The organism is Streptomyces monomycini (assembly GCF_022271435.1).
GTDB lineage: Bacteria > Actinomycetota > Actinomycetes > Streptomycetales > Streptomycetaceae > Streptomyces > Streptomyces monomycini.
In genome coordinates, this window is the sequence record NZ_JAFIQY010000033.1 from 71,684 (window position 1) to 98,346 (window position 26,663).

Here is a 26,663-nt window from a genome sequence, read left to right on the forward strand (position 1 = left end):
CGAGGTGGAGACCGTCGCGGCGTCGGGCGCGGGACCGGTCGGCGTGGACGCGCACACGTTCGATGCGCCGGAACAAATTAACAGACCGGTCTGACATGTCCACTATGGATTTGTCCCCCGCCGGCCGCTGGGCGGACTGCGCGCCGCAGGTCAGAGCCGGTGCGCGGCCCCCGTCGGTGTCGCCCCCCGGGTGTCCAGGAGGAGCTGGGCCTTCACCGCCAGACCCTGGAGGTCGTATGTGCGGTGGTGCTGGAGCAGCAGCGTCAGGTCGGCCCCGGCGGCCGCCTCGTAGAGGGCGTCGGCGCGCGGGACGGGCCGGTCGCGGACCTGCCACTGATGGACGTACGGATCGTGGTACGTGATGTGCGCGCCCAACTCCATGAGCCGGGAGGCGACTTCGCGGGCCGGGGAGCCTTCCTCGTCGCCGGTGTCCGGCTTGTACGTGACGCCGAGCAGCAGGACGCGGGCGCCACGCGCGGACTTGCCGTGCTCGTTGAGCAGGGTCGCGCTGCGCTGTACGACGTAGCGCGGCATCCGGCTGTTGACCTCCTGCGCCAGCTCGACCAGGCGCAGCGGGTAGCCGAGTGAACGCCCCTTGTAGGAGTAGTAGTTGGGGTCGATGGGGGCGGTGTGCCCGCCGACCCCCGGGCCGGGGCGGAACGCCTGGAACCCGAACGGCTTGGTCTCGGCGCAGCGGATGACGTCCCACAGGTCGACGCCGATGTCGTGGCAGAGCACTGCCATCTCGTTCATGAGCGCGATGTTCAGATGCCGGTAGTTGGTCTCCAGCAACTTGGCCGTCTCCGCCTCGCGCGGGCCGCGCGCGCGGACGACCTTGTCGGTGAGCCGGGCGTAGAACGCCGCCGCGGCCTCCGTGCAGGCGGGGGTCAGGCCGCCGATGACCTTCGGGACGGTGCTGTAGCGGTGCGCGCGGTTGCCGGGGTCGTGGCGGGCGGGGGAGCAGGCGAGGTGGAAGTCGCGTCCTGCGGTCAGACCGGAGCCCTCTTCCAGGAGGGGGCGCAGGAATTCCTCGGTGGTGCCCGGGTAGACGGTGGACTCCAGGACGACCGTGGTGTGCGGGCGCAGCCGCGCCGCCAGTACGCGTGCGGCGTCGGCGACCGCGGTCAGGTCGAGGGCGCCGTCCGCGCCGAGTGGGGTGGGGGCGCAGATGACTGCCGTACGGACCCGGCCGAGCACGGTGGGGTCGTCGGTGACGCGGAAGCCGGCCGCGAGCAGCCGGCGGGTCTCGGACGCGGAGAGCGGACTGTGTGCGGTGTGGGCCGCGCGCCCTTCCGGGGGCGCGGCCGAGGGCGGGTCCGGGGCGGCCGTCGCCGGCGGCGGTCCGGGGTCGTAGCCGATGGTGCGGACGCCGGCGAGGGTGGCGGCCTGGGCGAGGGGGAGACCGATATGGCCTAGTCCGATGACGGCGAGGTCTGCGGGCATGGCTGGCTGCCGTCCTTCCCGAGCGGTTCCGGATGAGGCGGTGAAGCATAAGAGCATAAGTAGACTAAGCGGACATTTGGCCCAGAATGGGGATTGGCGGATCGGGGGCGGCGGGGTGTTGCCCGGCCCGCCGGAGGGTGGATACGGGCCGGTGGCGCGGCCAAAATCGACGGACGGGGAGTGTGGCCCCGACCACAGCGGGAGGCAGCGGTGAGGACAGCGACACTCGGACCGGCCCAGCGTGCCGAAGCGCTCGCACGGATGGCGGAACGGGAGCTGGACATTTTGGTGGTCGGCGGCGGAGTCGTCGGCGCCGGCACGGCACTGGACGCGGCGACCCGCGGCCTGGACACCGGACTGGTCGAGGCCCGCGACTGGGCCTCGGGCACGTCGAGCCGGTCGAGCAAGCTCATCCACGGCGGACTGCGGTATCTGGAGATGCTGGACTTCGCGCTCGTGCGGGAAGCGCTGAAGGAGCGCGGGCTGCTGCTGGAACGGCTCGCGCCGCACCTGGTCAAGCCCGTGCCGTTCCTCTACCCGCTCACCCACAAGGGCTGGGAGCGCTGGTACGCGGGCTCCGGTGTCGCCCTGTACGACGGCATGTCGGTCTCCTCCGGGCACGGCCGCGGCCTGCCCGTCCACCGGCACCTCTCGCACAAGCGCGCCCTGCGCGTCGCGCCCTGCCTGAAGAAGGACGCCCTGGTCGGCGCGTTGCAGTACTACGACGCCCAGATGGACGACGCCCGCTTCGTGATGAACCTCGTCCGCACCGCGACCGCGTACGGGGCGGACGCCGCCAACCGGGCCAGGGTGGTCGGCTTCCTGCGCGAGGGCGAACGCGTCGTCGGCGCCCGGGTGCAGGACGTGGAGGCGGGCGGCGAGTACGAGGTGCGGGCGCGCCAGGTGGTGAACGCGACCGGCGTGTGGACCGACGACACCCAGGCCCTGATCGGCGAGCGCGGCCAGTTCCACGTACGCGCGTCCAAGGGCATCCACCTGGTCGTGCCCAAGGACCGCATCCACTCGACGACCGGGCTGATCCTGCGCACGGAGAAGAGCGTGCTCTTCGTCATCCCGTGGGGCCGGCACTGGATCGTCGGCACGACCGACACGGACTGGGACCTGGACAAGGCGCACCCGGCGGCGTCCAGCGCCGACATCGACTATCTGCTGGAGCACGTGAACTCGGTGCTCGCCACGCCGCTGACCCGCGACGACGTCGAGGGCGTCTACGCGGGCCTGCGCCCCCTGCTGGCCGGTGAGTCGGACGCGACCAGCAAGCTGTCGCGCGAGCACACGGTCGCGCACCCGGTGCCGGGGGTCGTGGTGGTCGCGGGCGGCAAGTACACGACGTACCGGGTGATGGCCAAGGACGCGGTGGACGAGGCGGTGCACGGGCTCGACCAGCGGGTGGCCGAGTGCGTCACCGAGGACACGCCGCTCGTCGGCGCGGAGGGCTACAGGGCGCGGTGGAACGCGCGGGCCCGCACGGCCGCGCGCACCGGCCTGCACGTGGTGCGCGTCGAGCATCTGCTGAACCGTTACGGCTCCCTGGCCGACGAGGTTTTCGAACTCGTCCTCGCCGACCCCGGGCTCGGCGAGCCGCTCGCCGCCGCCGACGACTACCTGCGCGCCGAGGTCGTCTACGCCTGCACCCACGAGGGCGCCCGGCACCTCGACGACGTCCTCACCCGGCGTACGCGCATCTCCATCGAGACCTTCGACCGGGGCACCCGCAGCGCCCGCGAGTGCGCGGAGCTGATGGCGCCGGTCCTGGGCTGGGACGCGGACCAGGTCGACCGCGAGGTGCAGCACTACGAGAAGCGGGTGGAGGCGGAGCGCGAGTCGCAGCGGCAGCCGGACGACCTGACCGCCGACGCGGCACGGCTGGGGGCGCCGGACATCGTGCCGCTGTAGGGGCCTCTGGCCTCAGCCCGCTCTGCCGGGCGGACCCGACACGTCGGGGGCCGCCCGGCAGAACTCTGTCCTGGTACCGGTGGCGGTGTACCGGTGGCGGTCCGACGGCGTCCGGCAGGTGACCCGGTGGCCTCCCGAGGGCGTCCCGAGACGTCCGGAAGACGGACCCGGTGGCGTCCCGAGTGAGGGTGGCCGGCTTGGCGTCCCGGTGACCTCCCGAGCGAGGTCGGCCGGCAGGCGTCCCGGTGGCGATGCCGGTGACGGTGAGGGTGAGCAGGCGAAGGAAGGTGCGGCGGGTGGGGCGCGTGCGGCGCGGGGAGAACCGGAGGGGGTGGTGCCGGCGTGGAAGGAAGGGGACCGGAACCGGACGGGGTGACGGAAGGGACGCGGGAGACGCTGGAGGAGATGAGGCCGGTGGTGTCGGGGGTGCCGGAGGTGTGGAAGGGGCGGGCGGTGCGTCGTGGTGCCGTTCTCGTTCCTGCTGTTCCCCGGCGTTTCCCGCCGCCGTCCGCCGTCCCGGGGCCTGCCGGCACCGCGCCGACGATGCCCTCGTCAGCGGGGACGGCGCCCGTACAGGCCATCATGGCGGGTGCACAACAGGCGCCGAGTCGTGGACCCTGGCCTTCCCCACGGGCGCGGATGAGAGAGAATGAAGGCTCCGCCAGGGTGGGTTGTCCGAGTTGGGCCAGTTTGGTGATCGACAAGTGTTCGAGATGCCAACTCGGCTGGATTGCAGAGGGGATTCAGTGGGCGACGAGGTCGAGATGGACGGCAAGGAGGGCAGGCTGCTCGCCGGCCGGTACCGGCTCGCCGAAGTCCTCGGCCGGGGCGGAATGGGTACGGTCTGGCGCGCACGGGACGAGGTGCTCGGCCGTACGGTCGCGGTCAAGGAACTGCGCTTCCCTGGCGGGGTCGAGGAGGACGAGAAGCGCCGCCTGATCACCCGTACGCTGCGGGAGGCCAAGGCGATCGCCCGGATCCGCAACAACGGCGCGGTCACGGTCTTCGACGTGGTCGACGAGGACGACCGCCCGTGGATTGTCATGGAGCTGGTCGAGGGCCGCTCGCTCGCCGAGGTGGTGCGTGACGACGGCCCGCTGACGCCGCGCCGGGCGGCCGAGGTCGGCCTCGCCGTCCTCGACGTGCTGAACGCCGCCCACCGCGAGGGCATCCTGCACCGTGACGTGAAGCCCTCCAACGTCCTGATGTCCGACGACGGCCGGGTCGTGCTCACCGACTTCGGCATCGCCCAGGTCGAGGGCGACCCCTCGGTGACCTCCACCGGCATGCTCGTCGGCGCGCCCTCGTACATATCGCCCGAGCGGGCCCGCGGCCAGAAGCCGGGCCCGCCGGCGGACCTGTGGTCGCTGGGCGGCCTGCTGTACGCCTGTGTCGAGGGCGTGCCGCCGTACGACAAGGGGTCGGCGATCGCCACCCTGACCGCGGTGATGACCGAGCCGCTGGAGCCGCCGAAGAGCGCCGGTGTGCTGGAAGAAGTCATCTACGGCCTGCTGGTCAAGGACCCGGCGGGGCGGCTCGACACCCCGGCGGCGCGGGCGCTGCTGCTGGACGCGGCCAGCGCGCCGGAGGGCACCGGACCGGAACCGCCCGCTCCGGACGCGACCCGCGCGATGGCCCTGCCCGTCGTCCCCGAGGAGCCCGCCGCGCCGGCCAAGGACCGCGGCCGGGAGACGGCGCGGTCGAAGCCGTCGGTGCCGCGCCCGCAGTGGAAGCCCAAGCAGCGCGGCAAGGACACGGAGAGACGCGCACCGGAAGCGGGCCGCGGTGCGTCGCGGCCGGACGCGCCGGCTACGGGCGCGGGGGCGGGCGCGGCTGCCCGCACGGCGTCGGCCGCCGGTCCGCTCACGGACGCCGGGTCGCGTACGGGCTCCGGTTCCCGTACCGGACCGGGCTCGCGCACCGGATCGGGCGCGGGTACGGGTACGGGCATGACGGCCGCGGGTACGGGCTCCGGCGCCAAGGCGGCGACCGCCTCGACGACGCGGAGCACCACCGGCCAGTCGTCGGCGCAGACCGGCTCGACGAACGGGCCGAAGAACTGGCCGACGGCGGTCGGCTCGGCCGGCCGGACGGGCTTCGAGTCGGAGGGCGCGAAGGAGAAGGTACGGACCGCGCTCCAGGCGGTGCGCAAGGCGGCGGCCGCCGCGGCCGCCGCCGCCAAGCCGGAGCCGAAGCCGGACGACGGCGCGCGCCCGTCCGGCCCGCCGCGGGCGTCCGTCACCGACGTCGTACCCCGCCGTACGCTCGTCATCGCCGCCGTGGTCGTGGTGCTCGCCGTGCTCGGCACGGTGCTGGCCTTCGCGCTCAGCGGGGGCGACGAGAAGGACGGCGGCCGGGCGGCGGGCGCCGACAAGGCGGCCACGGGTCAGGCCGGCTCCGCCCCGGCGACCGCCGGGGACACTCCCAGCCGGCCGACGGACGGCACGCCGGACAGCGGTCGGAACGGCCAGAGCGGCAAGCCGGGCGGCGACGCCAAGGACAAGGCGGTGCCGCAGGGCTACGGCACGGTGAGCCACCCCGGATTCCACTTCGCCGTGGCGCTGCCGTCCGGCTGGAAGCAGACGGACACGGCCGGCCAGAACTCCGGCGCGATCTACAGCGCGTCGGGCGGCTTCCCGCGCGTCCAGATCGACTACAACGCCAAGCCCGGCAGCGACGCCGCGGCCGCCTGGCGCGGCCTGGAGCCCGCCGTGCGCGGCAGCGTCCAGGACTACCGGCGCATCGACATCAAGCCGATCGAGTGGCGGGGGTACCCGACGGTCGCCGACTGGTCGTTCACGCGCAAGCAGAGCGGCCAGGACGTCCGCGTGCTCAACCGCGGTTTCCGGGCGGACGACCAGCACGGCTACGCCATCATGGTCACCTGCAAGGCGGACGCCTGGGACGCGGCGGAGTGCCGTCAGCTGAGGGACACCGTGTTCGCGACCTTCCAGGTGAAGGACTGACCCACCGCTTCCCGCGTGCCGACCCGCGTATCCAGAGGTGCGCAGGCCGACGCGGTGTGCGGGGTGACGGGCGCAGGGCGCGAGCGAAGTCCTGGGGGAACTGTTGGCCGGAGCGCTCCTCAACCCACGCTCCCGGCACGTATCGTGAGACCCCGAAGACCGTACGCAGCCGCAATCGGAGGGAATGCGACCGGTTTTGACCACTGGGGGTAACCAGTGGAACCGGGAGTTCCCGGGCAAAGCCGGGCAGGCGGCGTGAATCGCGCGCTGGGGAGGCGTCGTGGACGAGTACGCGGGAAGAGTGCTCGCCGAGCGCTACCGCCTGCCGGTGCCGCCGGCGGACGAGTACGAGTTCGCCGAGACCCGCGCCTTCGACACGTACAGCGGGCAGGAGGTCCTCGTACGCCAGGTGCCGCTGCCCGAAGTCGTGGACGCGGAGCTCCTGGACACCGGCCGTGCGGGCGGACGTCCCGCGCCGGGCGGGTACGGATACGGGCACGGAACCGGACATGGGCACGGAACCGGACATGGGCCCGGGCACGGGCACGGGCACGGGCACGGTCCCGGACACCGGCTGTCCGGCGCCGACCGGACGCCGCGGGACCCCGCCGTACGGCGCGCCCTGGAGGCCGCGACCGCCGCGGCCCGGCTGCCCGACCACCCGCAACTCGACCAGGTCTTCGACGTCTTCGCCCAGGACGGCAGTCTGTGGATCGTCAGTGAACGCGTCGCCGCCCGCCCGCTCGCCGCGCTCCTCGCCGAACGCACCCTCACCCCGCACCGGGCGGCGGAGGTCGCCGCCGACATCCTCACCGCCCTCCGCGCCCTGCACGCGCACGGCTGGACCCACCGCAACATCACCGTCCGCACGGTCCTGGTGTGCGACGACGGGCGGGCCATCCTGACCGGCCTGGCAGCGGGCGCGGCGGAGGAAGCGCTGTGCGGGTACGACCCGGTGCCGGAGGAGGGGGAAGGTGCCGACGCGGGGGAGCGTGCGGCGGTGCCGGGGCAGGCCGCCGCGTCGGATGAGATGGCGGCGGAGCCGGCCGGCCCCGGAGCGACGGCCGGGGACGGTGGCGGGGAGCCGGACGCCGCACCCGAAGCGGACCCGCGCCGGGCCCGGGCCGGGGCGATAGCCGCCTACCAGGCGGGCACCCGGGCGGCGGCCGCCCGTACGGCCACCGGCGAGAACGCGATGGCGGCCACCGATCCCGCACACCCCGCCGACCCGCACTTCAGCCCGTACCGGGATCACATCACCGCGCCGACGTCACCGACGCCATCGGCTGTACCGGCGTCACCGGTCACACCGGCGTCACCGGTCACACCGGCGTCACCGGTCGCGCCGGAGCGGCCGGGCAGTGTCACGTACGGCGGCAGCCTGCCCGGACCGGGGGTGGGGCCGGGGCCGCGGCCCGGAGGTATCCAGGTGCCGCACCCGCTGCCGGTGCAGCGCCCGGCGCCGGAGGCGGGCCCCTCCTTGTCCAAGGAGGGTGCGGAATCGAATGATCCGGAGCGGTCGGAGCGGTCGGAGCGGTCGGAGCGTCCGGAGCAGTCGGAGCACCCGGCGGAGTATGCGGAGCGTCCGGACCAGCCCGCTGCCTACGGGCGCCCGGGCGCGGCCCTGGCCGCCGAGCGGGCCCGGCAGATACGGATCAACGTCGTCGGCGCGGTCACCGAGCGCTGGGCCCCGGAACAGGCGGGACCGGTCCACGCCAACTGGCAGCTCGCGCCGCCGATCGGCCCCGCCACCGACCTGTGGGCGGTCGGCGCACTGCTGTTCCGGATCGTGCAGGGGCACTCCGCCTACCCCGAGGACAGCGCCGCCGAGCTGGTGCAGCTGGTGTGCTCGGAACCGCCGTCGTACGCCGAGGAGTGCGGCGCGCTGCGGCCGGTCGTCGAGTCGCTGATGCGGCAGGACCCGGCCGACCGCCCGGACTTCGAGGAGCTGCGCGGCTGGCTGCGGTCGCTGATCCGTACCGCGCCGGAGCCCGAGGTGGGCAGCCGGGTCGTGACCGTACCGTCGCTGGAAGGGCCGGCCGACTCGCGGCGGCTCCCGATCCTCCGGCGCCGGGGCGAACTCGTCCGCAAGGGACGGCACAAGAAGGCGCGCCAGTCCCGGCCCCCGCGCCCGGCCAAGCCGCCGCGGCAGCCGAAGGGCAAGCGTCCGGCCGCGGCCTTCCGGGAGACCACCCAGCACGCCCAGCCCGGCCTCTCCGAAGCGCCCGCCGAGCAGCAGCCGCAGCTCCTCACGCCACCGACACCTCAGTCCCAGCCTCAGCCCCACCCCTCATTCCCGTCCCCGTCCCAGTCCCAGCCCCAGTCACCCCCTCAGTACCAGCCGCCCGTCCACCAGTCCCTCCACCACTCCGCCCCACCCCCGCCCCCGCACGCAGCGGCCGCGACCCAGCACGCAGCGGCCGCGACCCAGCACTCGCACCGGTCCGGCCCGTCCCGCACCCCCAAGCAGCCCCGCCCGGCCAAGCAGCCCCGCCCCGCCAAGCAGCCCCGGCGGAACGAGGGCGCCTCGTCCCCGGGCGGACGCAGCCCGCGCCGCCTCGGGCTGCTTCTCGTCGGGCTGGTGATCCTCCTGGTCGTGGGCACGATCCTGGTCGCGGTGCTGTTCATGCCGAAGGCCGGCCCGGGGGAGGGCGGCGCGGACAGCGTCCGTGAACGCAAGGGCGCCGTGGGCACGCAGAGCTCGACACCTGACGACAGCTCCGGCAGCCGGTCCGGCGACCAGGGCTCACGCAAACAGCAGCCGCAGACGACCGAACCCGCCGACCTCGCCGAAGGCTTCGCGGTGCGCAAGGACCCGAAAGGCTTCCAGGTCGCCGTCCACCAGGGCTGGCAGCGCCGCGGGGAGAACGAGCGCGGCCAGATCCGTTACCTGGGTAACGACTTCGAGCTGCTGATCGTGCCCGGCCGCGACACCACGTCCCGCTACGGCACCGATCCGATGGCCTACCAGCAGGACAAGGAGGCGGAACTGGCCCCGTACCGCGAGTCCAGCTGGTCCGGCTCCTCCGGCCTGCGCCGCATCGACGTCGGCCGGGCCGCGATGGCCGAGGGCACCTTCACCTGGCAGGACAGCAGCGGCCGCCAGGTCTACGTACGCAACCTCGCGATGATCCACAAGGGCCGCTACCACGTCGTCCAGGTCATCGGCCCGGACAACGAACGCCGCGAGGTCGACCGCCTCTACGACCAGGCGACGGGCTCCTACCGCCCCAACTAGCCGTCGGTCCGCGCCTTGTCGGCTCCGGGGCGCGCGGCTAGCCTCGTAACTGACGCCCCGTCAGGAAGCGGCGCACACGCGCCCGTCGGGCACCGGTCGGAAGAACCGCGTGCGGGGGACCAGGAGGAGACCGTGTACAAGTCGATGCGCGGCAACGCGATCCGCACGCCCGACCTCGGCCTCGGCCTCGCCTGATGGACCTGACGTACGCGCCCGAGGAGGAGGAGTTCCGGGCCCGCCTGCGGGAGTGGCTCGCCAAGACACTCCCGGACCTGCCCGCCCGGCCCGACCCGCTGGACTGGCCGGGCCGGCGCGCCTACGACCTCGGCTGGCAGCGGCGGCTGTACGACGCCGGGTACGGCGCCGTGCACTGGGACGCCTCGCCCACCCGGCGGCTGATCTTCCTGGAGGAGACGGAGCGCGCCGGTGCGCCCTACGTGGGCGCCAACTTCGTCGGGCTGCTGCACGCCGGGCCGACCATCGCCGCCGAGGGCACGGACGAGCAGCGCGCCCGCTGGCTGCCGCCGGTCGTGCGCGGCGACGAGGTCTGGTGCCAGGGCTTCAGCGAGCCGGAGGCAGGCTCCGACCTCGCCGCCCTGCGCACCCGCGCGGTGCGCGACGGCGACGACTACGTGGTCACCGGGCAGAAGGTCTGGACCTCGCACGCGGAGATCGCGGACTGGTGCGAGTTGCTGGTGCGTACGGATCCGGAGGCGCACCGACACCGGGGGATCTCCTGGCTGGCGATGCCGATGGACGCGCCCGGGATCACCGTACGGCCGCTGCGTACGCTGGTCGGTCCGGCCGAGTTCGCGGAGGTCTTCCTCGACGAGGTGCGGGTGCCGGTGGCCAACCGGGTCGGTGCCGAGCACGACGGCTGGCGCGTCACCATGGTCACGCTCTCCTTCGAGCGGGGCACCGCCTTCGTCGGCGAGGTCGTCGCCTGCCGCCGCACGCTCGGCGGGCTGGCCCGCGCGGCACGGGCGAACGGGCGCTGGGACGACCCGGTGCTGCGGCGCCGGCTGGGCCGGCTGAACGCCGAGTTCACGGCCCTGTGGCGGCTCATCCAGCGCAACGTCGGCGCGGCCCGGGACGCGGGCGGGGTGCCGGACGCGGGCGGCTCGGTCTTCAAGCTGCGCTACTCGCAGGTCCGCCAGGAGCTGTACGACGCGGCCGCCGAGGTGCTGGGGCCGTGCGGCGCGCTGGACGCGGACCAGCAGTGGACGGCGGACCGGCTGTCGTCCCTCTCGTACACGATCGCCGCCGGTACCTCGCAGATCCAGCGCGACATCATCGCCGAGCGCATCCTCGGCCTGCCGAAGGGACGGTGAACGGGCGCCGTGGACCTCCGACCCACCGCTGATCAACAGGCCTTGCAGGCGGGAACCCGCGAACTGCTGACGCGGCGCTTCGGGAGGGACCGGCTGCGGGAGGCGGTGGAGGCCCCCGCGCTCGACCGCGCGCTCTGGCGCGAGCTGGGCGCGGCCGGGTTCTTCGCGCTGCGGCTGCCGGAGGCGGACGGCGGGGTGGGGCTCGGCCTGCCGGACGCGGTGCTGGTCTTCGAGGAGGCCGGGCGGGCGCTGCTGCCGGGCCCGCTGGTGGCGGGACAGCTGCTGGCGGGGGTGGTGCCGGGGGTGGCGACGGGGGAGCGGGTGGCGGGGCTGTGCGATGCGGGGCGGGGTGGGGAGTGTCTGTGGGAACACCCTGGGGACTGCGATGAGTTGATCTTGCTGGAGGGCGGTGATCCTGGTGATCCCTGCACTCCCTGCACTCCCCGGGCTCCCCGGGCTCCCCGGGCTCCCTGCGATCCCGGCGAGCGCGGCGATCTGGGAGGGGCGGACGGATCGGAGGCCGCCGGTTCGGAGGCGGACGGCCTGGTGGAGAGTGGCCCGGCGTCGGGCGCCCGCGGCAGAGCCTTCTGGAACGCCCCCGACTGGCCCGTCCTGGAACCCGTCCGCTCGATCGACCCCCTCACGCCGCTCGCGCGCGTGACGTCCTACCCGCGCAGCGCGCCGCGCTCTCTGGACGTACCCCGGCTGCGCCGTGAGGCCGCTCTGCTGACCGCGGCGCTCCAGCTGGGCAGCGCTGCCCGTACGGTCGAGATGGCCGTGCAACACGCCCGGAGCCGAGAGCAGTTCGGCGTGCGGATCGGATCGTTCCAGGCGGTGAAACACCTGTGCGCCGAGATGCTGATAAGAGTGGAAATAGCGCGAAGTGCCGTATATGCGGCTTCGCTCACTGAACGGTCACTCCCCGTAGTCGGCGCCAAGGTGCTCGCCGACGAGGCCGCCGTCCGCAACGCCCGGGACTGTCTCCAGGTGCACGGCGGTACGGGCTTCACCTGGGAGGCCGACGTGCATCTCCATCTCAAACGGGCGTGGTGCCGAGTCGAACAGTGGCAAAGCGGTGGAAAGGCGGAGGAAGCACTCGCCGAGGCGCTGCTGGCCGACGATGTCGGTGTCTAGCGGGTTGTGTGCGGAATGTCGGACTCCGTACACACAAGCGGTCACGGAGGGTCGGAATCGGGTTGTGTCCTAGGCGTAACTCGTCACAGGGGGGAGTCGGCGCCCCGCTCGGGTACGCTCCCTTGGGTGCGAGTGGTTCTGAGGCGCAACTGTTCCCGTGGGGTCGTAGTGACCGACCCGGGATGCCGAACGCGCTCCACCCGCCCCCGAAGGAGGGGTGTGAAGCCCTCTTGTTCGACTCCCGGCAATGCGCGTCGCACAGTATGCACTACGCATACTCCCTTGCGCTGGAATATGCCCGAAGCGCTTGTTGGGGTGACTGAACGTCAACCATGCTGTGCATCACCGGGGTCACGGAGTGTGACCCCGAGGAGGCGCGAGGCGATGTGTCCGCCGGTTCGGATGGTGTGAGCGGTGCAGGTGCTTCAGGTGCAGTTGGAAGTCCGGCCTGACCCCGCGGAGGTGGGGCGGGCCCGGAGGTGGGCCAGGTCGCGGCTGGCCGGCTCGGGCATAGGGGACGACGAGCCGCTGGCGGAGACGCTGATCCTGCTGATCTCCGAGTTGGTCACCAATGCCGTCGTGCATACCGGGAACCCCGCCGAGCTGCGGATGTGCTTCTCGGGCTCGGGCGCCGTGGTGGGCACCGTACGGGTCGAGGTCGCGGACCGCAGTACCCGCGCGCCGCGCCCCCGGCGTGCCGACGGTGACGACACGAACGGCCGCGGTCTGGAGCTGGTCGACGGCCTGGCGGACCGCTGGGGCTGGCGGCCGGAGGGGGCCGGGAAGAGCATCTGGTGCGAGGTGGACCGCGGGCAGTCGATGCTGATGCCGGCGGGCTCGGACCTGGGCACGTACGACCCGCACTGTGCCGTCCCGCACCGCGCCTGACGCTGACCGGAGGAAAGTACGGACCGGTAGTTGACGTGCCGTGTGCACGTGATCACGCTGGGGTGGAGCGATGCGCCGCGAGGGGACGTCGAGGTACGAGGGCCGGGAGGCCGCGGCCTCGGCGAGTGCGGATCGTGTCCCGTAGCCGGGTGGTGGTCCGCGGTGCCACGCTCGGGGTGCGCACGGGCGTACCGCCACCCGGCCGGGGCGTCGCGGCCGCCCGTAAGGCCGCTCGCCCGCTTCCTGCGGCCGTCCTTCCGCTTCGTACGGCCTTGCCCTCCCCGCGTGGGTGGTCCCGGCCCGTGTGACCCGCCTCAGAGGACCGCGACCGGCGCCACCGGTGTGCCGGTGCCGCCCACGAACGGCTCGGCCATCGCGGTGAGGAAGAACGCGTAACGGTTCTCCTCCGCGCAGGCCCCGGCCAGCTCCTCCAGATTCCAGTTCTGGCCCTGGATCATGCCCATCTCCACCAGGTGCAGCGCGTGCACGGGCATCCAGAGGTTGTCGATCTCCGGCGGGAAGATCTCGAAGGTGAGGGTGTCGTCGGCGACGGCCGCGACGTCGCGGGCGTGGAACCACTCGGGCGTACGGATCGACAGCCCGGGGGACGGGAAGGCGTACGCGTCCCGGTCGCCCGCCAGGTAGTGCTGGATCTGCCCGGTGCGGACCAGCACGATGTCGCCGGACCGTACCCGTGTCCCGGCCAGCTCCTCCGCCGCGTCGAGGTCCTCCGGGGTCACCGCGTGCCCGGCAGGCAGCCTCCCGGGCCCGTCGGAATCCCCGCGGCGGGCGCGGGCCACGTCGAGCAGGACGCCGCGCGAAACGATCGGGGGCGCTTTCTCGATGCCGAGGACGGTGGCGCCGCCGTGCGCGGTGACGGAGCCGGCGGGGCGGTCGTTGTAGAGCCGGCCGGAGTGCGAGACATGGGTCAGGCCGTCCCAGTGGGTGGCCGCCTGGAGGCCCATGGTGACGGCGTCGTCGGAGGTGGCGACCGTCCCCGGGCCGAAGAGTTCCTGGTTGATCGCGGTCATGGTGTGCAGGGGGTTGACCCGGCCGGGGATCAGGCCGGTCTGCACGCCGTCCTGCCGCAGCGGCAGCGCGAGGGCGATGCGGCGGCCGGAGCGGACGGTGGCGGCGGCCTCCCGTACGACGTCGGGCGTGAGCAGGTTCAGCGTGCCGATCTCGTCGTCCGCGCCCCAGCGGCCCCAGTTGTTCACGCGTTTGGCCAGGGCGTGGAACTCGGCGGGGAGTGGCATGGGGGCTCCTCGGTGGCTTCGGGACTTCGGGACTTCGATGATTCGGGGCTTCGGGGGGCGGGGGGTTTCAGGGGCTTCGCGGGGTGTCGGGCTGCGCCGGGGTGCGCGTCGGGCTGTGCCGGGTCTTGTGCTCGGTGCGGCTCTGCTCAAAAATCTAACGGGCCGTCAGAAACTGCGGGAAGGGGCTCGGCATGGGGAACTTCTTGACGGACAAGGTGATCGCCGTCACCGGTGCGGGCCGCGGCATCGGGCGCGCGGTGGCCCTGGCCTGCGCCGCACAGGGCGCCAAGGTGGTCGTCAACGACTACGGGGTGGCGGTCGACGGCGCCGGACCGAGCAACGAGGTCGCCGAGGCGGTGGTCAAGGAGATCGAGCAGGCGGGCGGCGAGGCGGTCGCCGTCGCGGACGACGTGTCCACGATGGCGGGCGGCCAGCACCTCGTCGACACGGCGCTCACCCGCTACGGGCGCGTGGACGGTGTGGTGTGCGTGGCCGGCATCCTGCGCGAACGGATGCTCTTCAACATGACCGAGGAGGAGTGGGACCCGGTCGTCGCCACCCACCTGAAGGGCACGTTCACCGTGTTCCGGGCGGCCTCGGCGGTCATGCGCCGGCAGCGGTCCGGCACCCTCGTCGGCTTCACCAGCGGCAACCACCAGGGCAGCGTCTCGCAGGCCAACTACGCCGCGGCCAAGGGCGGCGTCATCTCGCTGGTGCGCAGCGCCGCGCTCGGCCTCAGCCGGTACGGCGTGACCGCCAACGCGGTCGCCCCCGTCGCCCGTACGCGGATGTCCGCCGGCGTACCGACGGAGCTGACGGAGATCGGCGAGCCCGAGGACGTCGCGGCGCTCGTCGTCTACCTGCTCAGCGACCGCGCCCAGCAGGAACGCATCACCGGGCAGGTCTACACGGTGGCCGGCCCGAAGATCGCGGTGTGGGCCCAGCCGAGGGAGCTGCGCTCCGGGTACGCGGAGGGTGGGTGGACGCCGGAGAAGATCGCGGAGTTTCTTCCGGGGACGGTGGGGGTCGATCCGATGCCGTTGCTGTCCCGGGTGGAGGCGATGGCCGCTGACGCGGCCGGGGGGCGGCGTCCCAACGTGTAGGGCACCGGGTGCGCGGCGCCCGTTGGGCGCGGGTTTCCGGTTCGCCGGTGGCGGTTCGCCTTCGGGTGCGGCGTTGTTCGCGCCCGCGGCGGGCTGTGGCCGCTGGGCTGCGCCCGTTGGGCGCGGTTTCGCGTACTGGCGGTGGCGGTTCGCCTTCGGGTGCGGCGCCGTTGCGCCTGCGGCGGGCCGTGGTCGCTGCGCGGGGCTGTCAAGGTTCGGGGGCGGGACTGCGCGGCAGGCCGCTCCGGCCCGCCCCCTTCCGTTGGGGGGTGGGTGGAGGGGTGGGTGGGGGCTGATCTCGGTGGGAGGCTTGTGGTGGATTTTTCGGTCGGGGTCGAAGACAGGGTGTTTCGGGGGGAGGTGCGTTGCTGGCTGGCTGAGCATCTGCGCGAGGGGTGGCTGTCCGGGCGTGAGTCATTTCGCGTACGGCGGGCCTGGGAGCGGGAGTTGGGGCGTTGTGGGTGGGTCGGGATCGGGTGGGACCGTGCTTACGGTTCGTTCGGGAACCGGGGGGCCTCGCTGACGCAGCAGGTGGTGTGGGCCGAGGAGTACGCCGCGGCGCGTGCGCCGGAGCGGGTGGGGCACATCGGGGAGCAACTGCTGGCGCCGACGCTGATCGCTTACGGGGACGACGCGCAGCGGAAACGTTTCCTGCCGCCCGTCGCGCGGGGCGAGGAACTGTGGTGCCAGGGGTACAGCGAGCCCGGCGCGGGCTCGGACCTCGCGGCGGTCCGTACGGTGGCCGAGCGGGACGGGGGCACGTACCGGATCAGCGGGCAGAAGATCTGGACCTCGCTCGCGCGGGAGGCCGACTGGTGCTTCGTGCTGGCCAGGACCGATCCGGGGGAGCGGCGGCACCGGGGGCTGTCCTTCCTGCTGGTGCCGATGGACCAGCCGGGGCGCGTCGAGGTACGGCCGATCCGGCAGATGACGGGGACGTCCGAGTTCAACGAGGTGTTCTTCGACGGGGCGGTGGCGCGCGCCGGGCATGTGGTGGGCGGCCCCGGCGCCGGGTGGCGGGTGGCCATGGGGCTGCTGGCGCTGGAGCGCGGCGTCTCCACGCTCGCCCAACAGGTCGCATTCACAGCAGAGTTGCGTGACGTCGTTCGCGAGGCGGTGCGTACGGGGGCGGTGGACGATCCCGTACTGCGGGGCCGGCTCGTACGTCAGTGGGCCGAGCTGCGGGTGATGCGGTGGAACGCGCTGCGCACGCTCGGGCCGGCGGCCGGGGACGCGGGCGCGCCCAGTGTGGCGAAGCTGCTGTGGTCCGGCTGGCACCAGCGGATGGGGGAGTTGGCCATGCAGGTACGGGGAGCGGGCGCGGTGTGCGGTCCGCAGCCGTGGACGGCGGATGCCGCGTACGAACTCGACGCGGTGCAGCGGCGGTTCCTCTTCAGCCGGGCCGACACGGTCTACGGCGGTTCGGACGAGATCCAGCGCACGATCGTTGCCGGGCGGGTGCTCGGCCTCGGCGGAGGGCGGGAGCGGTGATGCGAGGCGTCATGTTCGAGGGGGACCGGCCGCGGGTCGTGGACGACCTGGAGGTACGGGAGCCAGGGCCCGGCGAGGTGCTGGTCGGTGTCCGGGCGGCGGGGCTGTGCCACAGCGATGTGTCAGTGGTCGATGGGACGATTCCTTATCCGGTGCCGGTGGTGCTGGGGCACGAGGGTGCGGGTGTCGTCGAGGAGGTGGGGGACGGGGTCACACATGTAGTGGCAGGAGATCATGTCGCGCTGTCCACGCTGGCCAACTGCGGGACGTGCGCGGAGTGCGACCGTGGCCGGCCGACGATGTGCCGCGCCTCGATCGGGGTGCCCGGGAAGCCGTTCCGGCACGGCGGCCGGGAGGTCTACAGCTTCGCGTCCAACTCGGCCTTCGCCGAGCGTACGGTCGTGCGGGCCGTGCAGGCGGTGCGGATTCCCCGTGCGATACCGCTGACGTCGGCGGCGCTGATCGGGTGCGGTGTGCTGACCGGGGTCGGCGCCGTCCTGAACCGTGCGCGGGTGGAGCAGGGCGACACGGTGGTGGTGATCGGCACGGGCGGTGTCGGGCTGAACGTGCTCCAGGGCGCCCGGCTGGCCGGCGCCTCGGTGCGCGTCGCCGTGGACCTCGACCCGGCCAAGGAGGCGGTGGCGCGGCTCTTCGGTGCGACGCACTTCGTGGACGCGTCGGCGGTGCCGGACACCGTCGAGGCCGTACGCGGCGTCCTGCCCTACGGCGCCGACCACGCCTTCGAGTGCGTGGGCCGTACGGAGCTGATCCGGCAGGCCGTGGACCTCCTCGGCCGGCACGGTCAGGCGGTACTGCTGGGCGTGCCCCCGGCCGCCGCCGAGGCGTCGTTCCTGGTCTCGTCGATGTACCTGGACAAGTCCATCCTGGGCTGCCGCTACGGCTCGTCCCGCCCGCAGCGCGACATCGCGCGGTACGCGAGGTTCTACGAGGAGGGCCGCCTCCTCCTGGACGAGCTGGTGACCAGGACTTACGCGATCAAGGACTTCGACGCGGCGGTGGCGGACCTGCGGAGGGGGCGGGTGGCGCGGGGAGTGCTGACGTTCTGACGGGAGGGCTGGAGGGCGGGAGGGCTGGAGGGCGGGATGACGGGGTGAAGGGGTGACGAGACGACGTTCTGAGGGGGCGGGCTGGCGGGTCGGCGTACGGGGAGGCGGGGCACCGTACTGGGGGGCCGGCGTGCCGCCCGCCAGTACGGACGCCCTCCGCCCGCTTCCCTCCGGTCCCTCCGGCTTCCGGCAGGGCGGGCCCGTCCTACGCGCTGAAGCGGCCGAAAGCGCCCCGGTGGAACAGGAGTGGGCCGGCTCCGGCGGCTCCCGGGTCCGTGCCGAGGGCGGCGACCCGGCCCACGACGATGAGGTGGTCGCCGCCGGTGTGCACGGCCTGGATCGTGCAGTCGATCCAGGCCGGGACGCCCGCCAGGCGCGGTGAGCCGGTGACGGGCGCGGGCGTGTGGGTGACGCCCGCGAACTTGTCGGCGCCGCTGACCGCGAAGGCGCGGCACAGGCCCTCCTGGTCCGCGCCCAGGATGTTGACGCAGAAGACGCCCGCGCGGGCGATCCGGGGCCAGGTCGTGGACGTACGGGCCACCATGAACGTGACCAGCGGCGGGTCGAGGGAGAGCGACGCGAAGGACTGACAGGCGAAGCCCGCGGGGGCGTCGGGCGGGGCGCCGGCCGCGCAGGGCGCGGGGGCGGGCGCGGGAGCGGGGGCGGTGATGACCGTGACGCCGCTGGCGAAGTGACCGAGGACGTCGCGGAACGCCGTCGGGTCCAGTGGCGCGCGCTCGTCCTCCCGTACGGCCCTGAGGGCAGGGCGCGGCGGTGTGGTGGTGGCGCGGTCCGGGGTCGGGCCCGGGGCCGGGGCCCCGGCCGAGGTCGGCGCCCCGGATGAGGTCGGCGCGCCCACCGACCGCAGATAGCGCACCGCGATGGCTGCCATACCGGCGTGTCCCATCATGGCTCCATTGAACCTGACGGGCCGTCAGTTAGGAAGGGCGGCGGGCCTTCCTCACCGCCCCCACCCCATCATCGCCCCCGATACGTGGGCCGACGGCGCTCCACGAAGGCCGTCACCCCCTCCCGCGCGTCCGCCGTCGTCATGTTGATCTCCTGGGCCGCTGCCTCGGCCGCGAACGCCGTGCCGCGGTCGCCGTCCATCGAGGCGTTGACCAGCTGCTTCGTGAGGGCGAGGGCCCGGGTCGGGCCGGCGGCGAGCCGTTCCGCCCAGTCCTGCGCGGCCTTCTTCAGGCCCGCGTCCGGCACCACCCGGTTGACCAGCCCCATGCGTTCGGCGTCGGCCGCCGTGACGGCGTCGCCGAAGAACAGCAGCTCCTTCGCGCGCTGCGGCCCGACGAGCCGCGGCAGCAGGTACGCGCCGCCGCCGTCCGGTACGAGGCCGCGGCGCGCGAACACCTCGATGAACGTGGCGGACTCGGCCGCCACCACCAGGTCGCAGGCGAAGGCGAGGTGCGCGCCGAGCCCGGCGGCGGTGCCGTTGACGGCGGCGAGGACGGGTTTCTCGCAGTCGAGTACGGCGGAGACGAGGCGCTGGGCGCCGCGCCGGATCAGACGGGCCACGTCGCCCGCGACCCGCTCGGGCGGCTGCGCGCCGCTGCCTGGCCCTCCGCCACCCGGCCCTCCGCCACCCGGCCCGCTACCGCCTGGCCTTCCGCCGCCCGGCCCGCCGCGGAGGTCGGCCCCCGCGCAGAAACCTTTGCCCGTTCCGGTGACGACGACAGCGCGCACGTCCGGGTCGGCGGACGCCTCGGAAAGTTGCTCGATGAGGCGTTCGCGCAGGTCAGGGGTGATGGCATTGAGGGCGGCCGGGCGGTTGAGGGTGATCTGCAGCACGCCGTTGTCAGTGGTGTGGAGTATCAAGGAATCAGCGGAGACGGAAGCGGGGGAATCGGGGGTGGGGGCCATGGTGAGGCGGCTCCGAGTTCTGTGGTCGACGGGGAGAGCCCGCGGGAGGGCGAGCGCCCGGGCGGCCGTGCGGGCCGCCGGTCCGCTCACGCGGTCAGTGGCAGACGGCGAGCGCGTCGAGTGCGACGGCGCCCTGGCCGCGCGGCAGCACCATCAGCGGGTTGATGTCCAGTTCGGCGAGTTCGCCGCTCAGGTCCAGTGCCATCCGCTGGACGCGCAGGACGACCTCGACGAGCGCGTCCACGTCGGCCGGCCGCCCTCCCCGTACGCCCTCCAGCAGGGCGTGGCCGCGCAGTTCGCCGAGCATCGCGCGGGCCCGGTCCTCGCCGAAGGGCGGCACGCCGACGGCCGTGTCCCGCAGGACCTCGACGAGCACCCCGCCCAGTCCGACCGTCACGGTCGGCCCGAAGAGGCGGTCCGGGGTGACGCCCACGACCATCTCCACGCCCCGCTCGACCATCTGGCAGACGAGCACTCCGTCCAGTTCGATGCCTTCGCAGCGGGCGATGTCGGCCAGCTCCCGATAGGCGTCCCTGACCTGGCTGGCGGAGGTCAGCCCGGTCTTGACGAGCCCGAGCTCCGTCTTGTGCGCGAGCTGCGGCGCGGACGCCTTCATGACGACGGGGTAGCCGACCAGGCTCGCGGCGCGCACGGCCGCCGCCGCGCTGGTGACGAGCTGCTCGCGCGGCACCCTGATCCCGTAGGCGCGCAGGAGCTGCTTCGCCGCGTGTTCGCTGAGCTGCTGGCCCGGGCGCAGCAGGTCCTGCGCCTTGCGCGCGGAGGGCGACGGCGTGCGCGGCGCTTCGTCGAAGGGGGAGCGGTAGCCGGCGGTGAAGCGGTGGTGGGCGAGATGGGCGCGTACGGCCGTGACGCAGTTCGCGAAGGTGCGGAAGGTCGCCACGCGCTGGGAGCCGAGGAGGGTGTGCCGGTAGGCGTCCTCGGTGCCGACGGGCGAGCCCCAGACGACGCACACCAGCTTGTCCGTCGCCTCCGCCGCGTCCACGAGATCCTGCGCCAGCTTGTCGCTCATCGGCGGGAACGGGCCGGTGATCGGACAGATCAGTACGCCGATGGACGGGTCGGCGAGCAGCGCGTCAATGATCTTGCGGCCGCGCCGGTCACCGACCGGGTGCCCGCCGCTGTCCACCGGGTTGGCGACGCTCAGGTAGTCCGGGATCCACTGGTGCAGCTCGTCCTGCTTGGCGCGGTCCAGTGCGGGCAGCCGGAGCCCGGCGGCCGTCGCCAGGTCCGCGAAGTGGGCGCCGGTGCCCCCGGATATCGAATAGACGGCGACGCCGTCGGCCGTCGGCGTACGGGCCCGGGCGAGCAGGGCCGCGGTGTCCTGCAACTCGTCCAGTCCGTCCACCCGGATCACTCCGAACTGCCGCATGGCCGCGTCCACCACCGCGTCGGCACCGGTCAGTTTGCCGGTGTGCGAGGCGGCCGTACGGGCCCCGGCCTCGGTGCGGCCGACCTTGACGGCGACGACCGGGACCTTGTTGCGGGCCGCCCGGTCGGCGGCGAGCAGGAAGCTCCGGCCGTCCTTGAACCCTTCGATGTACGCGGCGACGGCGCCGACCTCGGGACGGGAGGCGAAGTAGGAGAGGAAGTCGGCGGTCTCCAGATCGGCCTCGTTGCCGGTCGGGGCCCAGTGCGAGAGGCGGATGCCCAGCTCCTGGAGGGAGAAGACGGGGCGGCCCTGGTGGCCTGACTGGGTGATCAGGGCGATGGCGGGGCCGTCCAGGTCCTCGCGGAACGACGCGAAGGCGTTGAGGTTGGTGTTCGGGCCGAGCAGCCGGATGCCGGTACGGGCCACGGCCTCGGCGAGCCGGTCCTGGGCGGCGGCACCGGCCGCCCCGGTCTCGGCGAAGCCGGAGGCGAAGGCGACCGCGAACCTGACCTTGGCGTCGGCCAGTTCCTCGATGACGGGTACGGGGTCCGCGACCAGCAGTACGGCGAGATCGGCCTGCTCGGGCAGGTCGGAGACGGAGGTGAGACAGGGCAGGCCGAAGACGCTGCGGCGGCCCGGGTTGACCGGGTAGAGGCGGGCACCGACACGTTCGGCCCACGCGATGAGCTGGCGGGTGATGCCGGTGTTCGGGCGGCCCTCGCTGTCGGAGGCGCCGACCACCGCGACCGCCCCGGGCCGGAAGAACCGGTCCAGGTCGGGGACGGGGGCGTACAGCGGGCGCCCGCTGACGTCCAGGTCGGGCCCCGTGGTGCCGGCGGGCGTGCCGTCGGTGCGCGGTCCGCCCGTGGGCGGTGCGGCCGTGCCGTGCACGGTGTGCGGTGGGGTGGCCCCGCAGGCCACTACGCGGGCGGGGCTGGAGTGAGTGGTGAGACTGCCGTGAGTCGATCCAAGCATCGCTGACGCCCGCTCCCGTGTGACGAGTGCCGATCCAACTGACGCCTCGTCAGGTTAGGGCACCTGACGCTCAGTCAGGAATGGGTCGTACGGGATCGGGATCGGGATCGAGTGTGGGTGTGGGCGCCGACGTGGGCGTGGGGGCCGAGGCCTGGCGGGCGTGGGCCTCGGCGATGGCGTGGGCGATGCGGCGGGCGTCGTGGGACAGCTCGCGGAACATGCCGCTGATCGGGTTGGTGTAGCCGGTGAAGTAGAGGTCCGGGCAGGAGGGGAGGGTGCGGGGGCCGTGGACGCGCGGGCGGCCGCGGGTGTCGAGGAGGCCGAGATGGCCGACGAGGCCGTCCAGGCCGCGCCGGTAACCGGTGGCGGCGATGACGGCCTCCGGTTCGATCGCGTCGCCGTCCGTGAGCCGTACGACGCCGCCGTCGAAGGATGCCACGGCCGCCACCGGCCGTACCGCTCCGCGCTGTACGGCGTCGATCAGCCCCACGTCCTGGACGGGGATCGCCCCTTCCAGGACCCGGCTGTACAGCCCGGTGTCCGGCATCGGCAGGCCGTGTGCCGACAGGTCCGGTACGGACAGGCGGCGCATCACCCGGGCCGCTCGGTCCACCGCGCGCGGAGGCAGACGCCGTACGAGGATGCCCGTCGCCTGGGCGGGCCAGCCCGCCGTCGAGCGGCGCACGATGTGCGGGGCGGTGCGGACCGCCAGCCGTACCCGGGCCGCGCCGCCTTCCGCCAGGTCGACGGCGATCTCGGCTCCGGTGTTGCCGGTGCCGACGACCAGGACGTCCTTGCCCGCGTACGGCGCGGCGTTGCGGTAGTCGCCGGCGTGCAGGAGTTCGCCCGGGTAGGTGTCGCGGCCGGGCCAGTCGGGGAGGTGCGGGGTGTGGTTGTAGCCGGTGGCGATCACGACCGTACGGGCGGCCGGCTCGCGCCCGCCGTTCGCGTGGAGCACCCACCCGCCGTCCGCGCCCCGGTCCACGCGCCGTACTTCGACGCCCGTGGCGACTTCGAGGTCGTGGTGCGCGGCGTACTGCTCCAGGTAGCGCACCACGTCGTCGCGCGCGACCCACCGCCCGTAGGCGCGCGGGATGGGCAGACCCGGCAGGCCGGAGAGGCGGCGCGTGGTGTGCAGTCGCAGACGGTCGTAATGGCCCCGCCAGGAAGCGCCCACCGCGTCGGCCTTTTCGAGGACGACGGCACGGATGCCGTAGGCGCCGAGCGCGGCGGCCGTGGCGAGCCCGCCCGGCCCGCCCCCGACGACGTACACGGGCGGGACGGCGGCGGGCGGGACGACTGAGGCGGCCGCCGTCCCGGGCGCGGTGGCGCCGTCCGCGGGTGCGCTGCCCGCGGGGGATCGGGACGCGGGGGAACGGGACGCGGGGGAACGGGATGCGGAGGAGCTGGCGTGCGCTGCGTCGTCCGGCATGCCGGTGAGGGTAACCGCGTACGGCGCGCATGTCGCCGTACGCGGCACTGCCCGTGCCGGCCCCCTTGCGCATCCAGGCCAACGTCAAGTGAACTGACGTGCCGTCAGGCGTAGTGGCGGTGGCCACCGTGCGCCGTGCGTCGAGCTGAAGCGGGTGGTCCGGAATGAGACCGAAGGCGGCATCCACGTCCGGGTCCGGGGAAGCGGTGGCGGCGCCGCCCGCCGTGCCCAGGTTCGACCTGCCCGGCATCGACGCGTTCAGCCGTGTCTACTGGGACGCGGCGGCCCAGGGCCGACTGTTGCTGCGCCGCTGTCGCGCCGACGGCTGTGGGGCGGTGCACCACTACCCGCGCGAGTTCTGCCCGCGTTGCTGGAGCGAAGAGGTGGAGTGGGAGGAGGCGAGCGGCCGGGCCACGCTCTACACGTGGTCAGTCGTGCACCGGAACGACCTCCCGCCGTTCGGCGAGCGCGTCCCGTACGTGGCCGCGGTGGTGGACCTGGCCGAGGGACCGCGGATGATGACGGAGGTCGTCGACTGCCCGGAGGCGGACCTGCGCATCGGCATGGCGTTACGGGTGTGCTTCCGTACCGCGGACGCTTCAGGAATTGCCGTCCCCGTATTTCGCCCCGCCTGAACCCCACGCGGCTGGGAACTGCTGCTGTGGGACGCGCGTTCTACGGTCATGGTGACGCGTACGTTCCGAAGACGCACTCTGGTGTCGGCCGGTGCCGGTGTGGTGGCCCTCGTCGCGGTTTCGGCGTGCGGCGCGACATCGACCGCCGGGAGTGCCGGGCCGGGGCGTGGTTCCTCGGCGTACGCCTCGGCCACCCCGGACGCGCGGAAGGGGCCGGGCGGTGCGGGCGGGCTGTTGTCGCGAGGGGTCTGGGCAGTGCAGGACTTCAAGGGCAAGCAGGTGCCGTACGAGTTCTTCGGGACGTCCGTCGGGCGCCCGTGGATCGAAGTGCATGATGACGGGACTGCGTCGGGTGCCTACGGATGCGAGGCGTTCCGGGTGAAAGCGCGGCTGGGGGCGGCCGAGCTGACTCTGGGAGGGAAGGCAGGCGAGCCTCCGGAATGGCCGGGACCGCGGAAGAGTGCCCGGTGCGGCCCCGAGGTGACCGACTTCGAGGAGGTGGTGGCCTACGAGGAAGGACTCAAGGCCTTCCTCCAGGGCCCGCTGACGATCACCGAAAAACCCGCAGACGCCGACCCGGAGCCCGAGGAGCCGGAGAGTCGGCGGCCCGGGAAGCCGGAGACATCCGGGAAGCCCCGAAGCCCGCGGAATTCCCTGGAACTGAAGAATGACCGCGGCGAGACGGTCACTCTGGTGCCCAACAGCCACGAGGAGTTCTTCGGCACCCGGTACCGGCCGGTCCGAGCGCAGATGTACGACTCCCCGTACCGTTTCGACTCCAGCACCGAGCTGTATTTCGACTTCCAGCCGGACGGCACCGTCACCGGCAAGCTCGGGTGCAACGACTTCACCGCCAAGTCCGACTTCGCCGGCACGCACGTCTTCTTCCACGACCCACGGCTCACCACGGACCACACCTGTTCCGAAAGGAAACGGGACGACGAACAGCAGGCGCTCGCGCTCCTGAAGGCGCAGACCTACCAGTACGTGGCGGATCGCGACGGCATGACGATACGTCGGGGTGACGACCCCTACATCACCACCCTTTACCTCAGCGGCACGCCCCGCCCGTAGCCGCTCGCCCGCCCGGCCCGGGAAATCGCTGGCCCGCCGCGTCCGTCCCCGGCATGCTGGCGCGCGTGCTGATTCGAGAAGCGAACGCGGCCGACTGGCCTGCCGTCTGGCCGTTTTTCCGCGGCATCGTCGCGGCCGGCGAAACGTACACCTTCGCCCGCGACATGGACGAGGCGACCGGCCGTACGATGTGGATGCTCGCCCCGCCGAGCCGCACGGTCGTCGCCGTGGACGACGACGGTACGGTCCTCGGCACGGCCAAGATGAACGCCAACCACATGGGCGGCGCCGCGCACATCGCCAGCGCCTCCTTCATGGTCGATCCGGCCCACGGCGGCCGCGGTGTGGGCCGCGCGCTCGGCGAGTACGCCGTCGAGTGGGCCCGCGCGACGGGCTTCCGTGCCATGCAGTTCAACGCGGTGGTCGAGACCAACACCCGCGCCGTTGCCCTCTGGCAGTCCCTCGGCTTCGACATCGTGGCGACCCCCCCGAGGGCTTCCTGCACCCCACCAAGGGCTACGTCGGCCTGCACATCATGTACCAGCGGTTCTGACCACCGGCCGGGCCGGGCCTACGGCCAGAGGAGTTCGCGGGCCCAGATGGCGCCCTCGCGGCGGTAGTTGATGCGTACGTGCCGTCGGCGGGCGTCGCCCTGGAAGAACTCCACCTCGTCCGGGCGCAGGACGTACAGCGTCCAGCTCGGTACGGGTGCGTCCGGTTCCTGCCGGGCCCGGTCCCAGGCGGCCTCCGAGGCGCGTTCGAGGTCCGCGTACGAGGCGAGGACTTCACTCTGGCGGCCCACCAACGCGGCGGCCAGGGCGCCCGTCGAGCGGCGGTGGAGGTCGGCCGCGCTCTCCTCCGGGCCCGCCTCGGTGACCCGGCCCCGTACGCGGACCTGGCGGCCGAGGCCCGCCCAGTAGAAGCCGAGGGCGGCACGCGGACGGGTGGCCAGTTCGCGGCCCTTGCGGCTGCCGCGGTGGGTGGCGAAGTGCCAGCCGCGCTCGTCGGCGTCGTGCAGCATCAGGGTGCGGACGTTCGGGTCGCCGGACGCGTCCGCCGTCGCCAGCGTCATGGTGTGCGGCTCGGGCACGCCCGCCTCCGCGGCCTCCCGCAGCCACTGCCGGAAGAACGGCAGCGGGTCGGCCGGGGCGTGCGCCGGGTCTGGGTCGACGGCGGGCAGCTCGCAGTCCCAGACGCGGAGGGAGCGGAGGAGCGCGTGGAAGCGTTCGTCGGCGTCCGGGCCGTTGTCCGCGCCCGCTCCCGTACTCGTCCCCGTGTGCCGGGGCGCGTTCTCTGCCGGGTGTTCGACCATGGTCGGCAGCCTAGGACCTGTCTGACAAATGATCACCCGTGGACTCGCGGAGCCAGAGGATCAAGGAAGCCAGGACAACTCCGGCACGGTAGCGGTCGCCGAGCTTGTCGAACCGGGTCGCGATCGCGCGGAACTG

The 26,663-nt window shown here is 73.3% G+C and carries 18 protein-coding genes and 2 pseudogenes; 12 read left to right on the forward strand and 8 right to left on the reverse strand.

The features are described from left to right. Positions 1–150: 150 nt before the first annotated feature. On the reverse strand, positions 151–1,443 hold the full coding sequence (locus JXZ78_RS29405; protein ID WP_030022416.1) for a nucleotide sugar dehydrogenase: 1,293 nt from the start codon (positions 1,441–1,443) through the stop codon (positions 151–153). 210 nt (positions 1,444–1,653) lie between these two features. On the opposite strand from JXZ78_RS29405, the gene JXZ78_RS29410 reads away from it, so the two are divergent. The 6 genes from JXZ78_RS29410 to JXZ78_RS29435 all read left to right on the forward strand — a co-directional run bounded on the left by JXZ78_RS29410 (position 1,654) and on the right by JXZ78_RS29435 (position 12,917). After that, complete coding sequence (locus JXZ78_RS29410) at positions 1,654–3,360, forward strand: glycerol-3-phosphate dehydrogenase/oxidase (protein WP_030022415.1); 1,707 nt, start codon at positions 1,654–1,656, stop codon at positions 3,358–3,360. Between the two features lie 746 nt (positions 3,361–4,106). After that, a complete protein-coding gene (locus JXZ78_RS29415; protein WP_238783455.1) occupies positions 4,107–6,326 on the forward strand; it encodes a serine/threonine-protein kinase in 2,220 nt (739 codons plus the stop codon). Positions 6,327–6,606: 280 nt separating this feature from the next. Beyond that, positions 6,607–9,564 (forward strand): serine/threonine kinase C-terminal domain-containing protein, encoded by a 2,958-nt coding sequence (locus JXZ78_RS29420; protein ID WP_238783456.1) that lies wholly within the window; start codon positions 6,607–6,609, stop codon positions 9,562–9,564. 194 nt (positions 9,565–9,758) lie between these two features. Further along, positions 9,759–10,895, forward strand: coding sequence for an acyl-CoA dehydrogenase family protein (locus tag JXZ78_RS29425; RefSeq protein WP_030022412.1), 1,137 nt, complete (start codon positions 9,759–9,761; stop codon positions 10,893–10,895). A gap of 9 nt (positions 10,896–10,904) precedes the next feature. Then, the gene (locus JXZ78_RS29430) at positions 10,905–12,029 is read left to right on the forward strand and encodes an acyl-CoA dehydrogenase family protein (RefSeq protein ID WP_238783457.1); all 1,125 of its coding nucleotides are present in this window, start codon (positions 10,905–10,907) and stop codon (positions 12,027–12,029) included. Between the two features lie 414 nt (positions 12,030–12,443). Further along, entirely contained in the window at positions 12,444–12,917 is a 474-nt protein-coding gene (locus JXZ78_RS29435) for an ATP-binding protein (RefSeq protein ID WP_030022411.1), read from the forward strand. 314 nt (positions 12,918–13,231) lie between these two features. Here JXZ78_RS29435 and JXZ78_RS29440 read toward each other — a convergent pair whose 3' ends face one another. Then, entirely contained in the window at positions 13,232–14,173 is a 942-nt protein-coding gene (locus JXZ78_RS29440; RefSeq protein ID WP_030022410.1) for a cyclase family protein, read from the reverse strand. A gap of 191 nt (positions 14,174–14,364) precedes the next feature. Here JXZ78_RS29440 and JXZ78_RS29445 point away from each other — a divergent pair, with 191 nt between their 5' ends. The 3 genes from JXZ78_RS29445 (at position 14,365) to JXZ78_RS29455 (ending at position 17,834) form a co-directional block, all read left to right on the forward strand. Then, positions 14,365–15,276: an SDR family oxidoreductase gene (locus tag JXZ78_RS29445; RefSeq protein ID WP_030022409.1), complete on the forward strand. Its 912-nt coding sequence runs from the start codon at positions 14,365–14,367 to the stop codon at positions 15,274–15,276. Positions 15,277–15,591: 315 nt separating this feature from the next. After that, on the forward strand, positions 15,592–16,767 hold the full coding sequence (locus JXZ78_RS29450) for an acyl-CoA dehydrogenase family protein (protein WP_030022408.1): 1,176 nt from the start codon (positions 15,592–15,594) through the stop codon (positions 16,765–16,767). Further along, positions 16,767–17,834: an alcohol dehydrogenase catalytic domain-containing protein gene (locus tag JXZ78_RS29455; RefSeq protein WP_030022407.1), complete on the forward strand. Its 1,068-nt coding sequence runs from the start codon at positions 16,767–16,769 to the stop codon at positions 17,832–17,834. The genes JXZ78_RS29450 and JXZ78_RS29455 overlap by 1 nt, the downstream gene beginning before the upstream one ends. Positions 17,835–18,039: 205 nt before the next feature. Here JXZ78_RS29455 and JXZ78_RS29460 read toward each other — a convergent pair whose 3' ends face one another. The 4 genes from JXZ78_RS29460 to JXZ78_RS29475 all read right to left on the reverse strand — a co-directional run bounded on the left by JXZ78_RS29460 (position 18,040) and on the right by JXZ78_RS29475 (position 23,506). Further along, the gene (locus JXZ78_RS29460; protein WP_030022406.1) at positions 18,040–18,744 is read right to left on the reverse strand and encodes a flavin reductase family protein; all 705 of its coding nucleotides are present in this window, start codon (positions 18,742–18,744) and stop codon (positions 18,040–18,042) included. A gap of 68 nt (positions 18,745–18,812) precedes the next feature. Beyond that, positions 18,813–19,709 carry an enoyl-CoA hydratase/isomerase family protein gene (locus JXZ78_RS29465; RefSeq protein WP_050502769.1) on the reverse strand — a complete coding sequence of 299 codons (897 nt, stop codon included), beginning with the start codon at positions 19,707–19,709 and terminating at the stop codon, positions 18,813–18,815. Between the two features lie 94 nt (positions 19,710–19,803). Then, positions 19,804–22,074, reverse strand: coding sequence for an acetate--CoA ligase family protein (locus JXZ78_RS29470; protein WP_030022403.1), 2,271 nt, complete (start codon positions 22,072–22,074; stop codon positions 19,804–19,806). A gap of 70 nt (positions 22,075–22,144) precedes the next feature. Beyond that, complete coding sequence (locus tag JXZ78_RS29475) at positions 22,145–23,506, reverse strand: flavin-containing monooxygenase (protein ID WP_238783458.1); 1,362 nt, start codon at positions 23,504–23,506, stop codon at positions 22,145–22,147. 164 nt (positions 23,507–23,670) lie between these two features. Here JXZ78_RS29475 and JXZ78_RS29480 point away from each other — a divergent pair, with 164 nt between their 5' ends. From JXZ78_RS29480 to JXZ78_RS29490, 3 genes and pseudogenes are all read left to right on the forward strand, one after another. After that, entirely contained in the window at positions 23,671–24,141 is a 471-nt protein-coding gene (locus tag JXZ78_RS29480) for a Zn-ribbon domain-containing OB-fold protein (protein ID WP_050502768.1), read from the forward strand. Between the two features lie 480 nt (positions 24,142–24,621). Continuing rightward, complete coding sequence (locus JXZ78_RS40870) at positions 24,622–25,215, forward strand: META domain-containing protein (RefSeq protein ID WP_157851669.1); 594 nt, start codon at positions 24,622–24,624, stop codon at positions 25,213–25,215. A 53-nt stretch (positions 25,216–25,268) separates the two neighbouring features. Then, positions 25,269–25,768: pseudogene (locus JXZ78_RS29490) on the forward strand (GNAT family N-acetyltransferase). 18 nt (positions 25,769–25,786) lie between these two features. Here JXZ78_RS29490 and JXZ78_RS29495 read toward each other — a convergent pair. Both JXZ78_RS29495 and JXZ78_RS29500 read right to left on the reverse strand, forming a co-directional pair. Then, positions 25,787–26,527, reverse strand: a complete 741-nt coding sequence (locus JXZ78_RS29495) for a pyridoxine/pyridoxamine 5'-phosphate oxidase (RefSeq protein ID WP_030022397.1) — start codon at positions 26,525–26,527, stop codon at positions 25,787–25,789. Positions 26,528–26,537: 10 nt separating this feature from the next. Next, positions 26,538–26,663, reverse strand: a pseudogene (locus JXZ78_RS29500) (IS5/IS1182 family transposase); the annotation flags it as partial.

Excerpts from the sequence above, each read along its gene's own strand:
- JXZ78_RS29465 (WP_050502769.1), bottom strand. The coding sequence starts at position 19,709 with ATGGCCCCCACCCCCGATTCCCCCGCTTCCGTCTCCGCTGATTCCTTG.
- JXZ78_RS29460 (WP_030022406.1), bottom strand. The coding sequence starts at position 18,744 with ATGATGGGACACGCCGGTATGGCAGCCATCGCGGTGCGCTATCTGCGG.
- JXZ78_RS29480 (WP_050502768.1), top strand. The coding sequence starts at position 23,671 with ATGAGACCGAAGGCGGCATCCACGTCCGGGTCCGGGGAAGCGGTGGCG.
- JXZ78_RS29425 (WP_030022412.1), top strand. The coding sequence starts at position 9,759 with ATGGACCTGACGTACGCGCCCGAGGAGGAGGAGTTCCGGGCCCGCCTG.
- JXZ78_RS29470 (WP_030022403.1), bottom strand. The coding sequence starts at position 22,074 with ATGCTTGGATCGACTCACGGCAGTCTCACCACTCACTCCAGCCCCGCC.
- JXZ78_RS29440 (WP_030022410.1), bottom strand. The coding sequence starts at position 14,173 with ATGCCACTCCCCGCCGAGTTCCACGCCCTGGCCAAACGCGTGAACAAC.
- JXZ78_RS29455 (WP_030022407.1), top strand. The coding sequence starts at position 16,767 with ATGCGAGGCGTCATGTTCGAGGGGGACCGGCCGCGGGTCGTGGACGAC.
- JXZ78_RS29475 (WP_238783458.1), bottom strand. The coding sequence starts at position 23,506 with ATGCCGGACGACGCAGCGCACGCCAGCTCCTCCGCATCCCGTTCCCCC.
- JXZ78_RS29445 (WP_030022409.1), top strand. The coding sequence starts at position 14,365 with ATGGGGAACTTCTTGACGGACAAGGTGATCGCCGTCACCGGTGCGGGC.
- JXZ78_RS29495 (WP_030022397.1), bottom strand. The coding sequence starts at position 26,527 with ATGGTCGAACACCCGGCAGAGAACGCGCCCCGGCACACGGGGACGAGT.
- JXZ78_RS29405 (WP_030022416.1), bottom strand. The coding sequence starts at position 1,443 with ATGCCCGCAGACCTCGCCGTCATCGGACTAGGCCATATCGGTCTCCCC.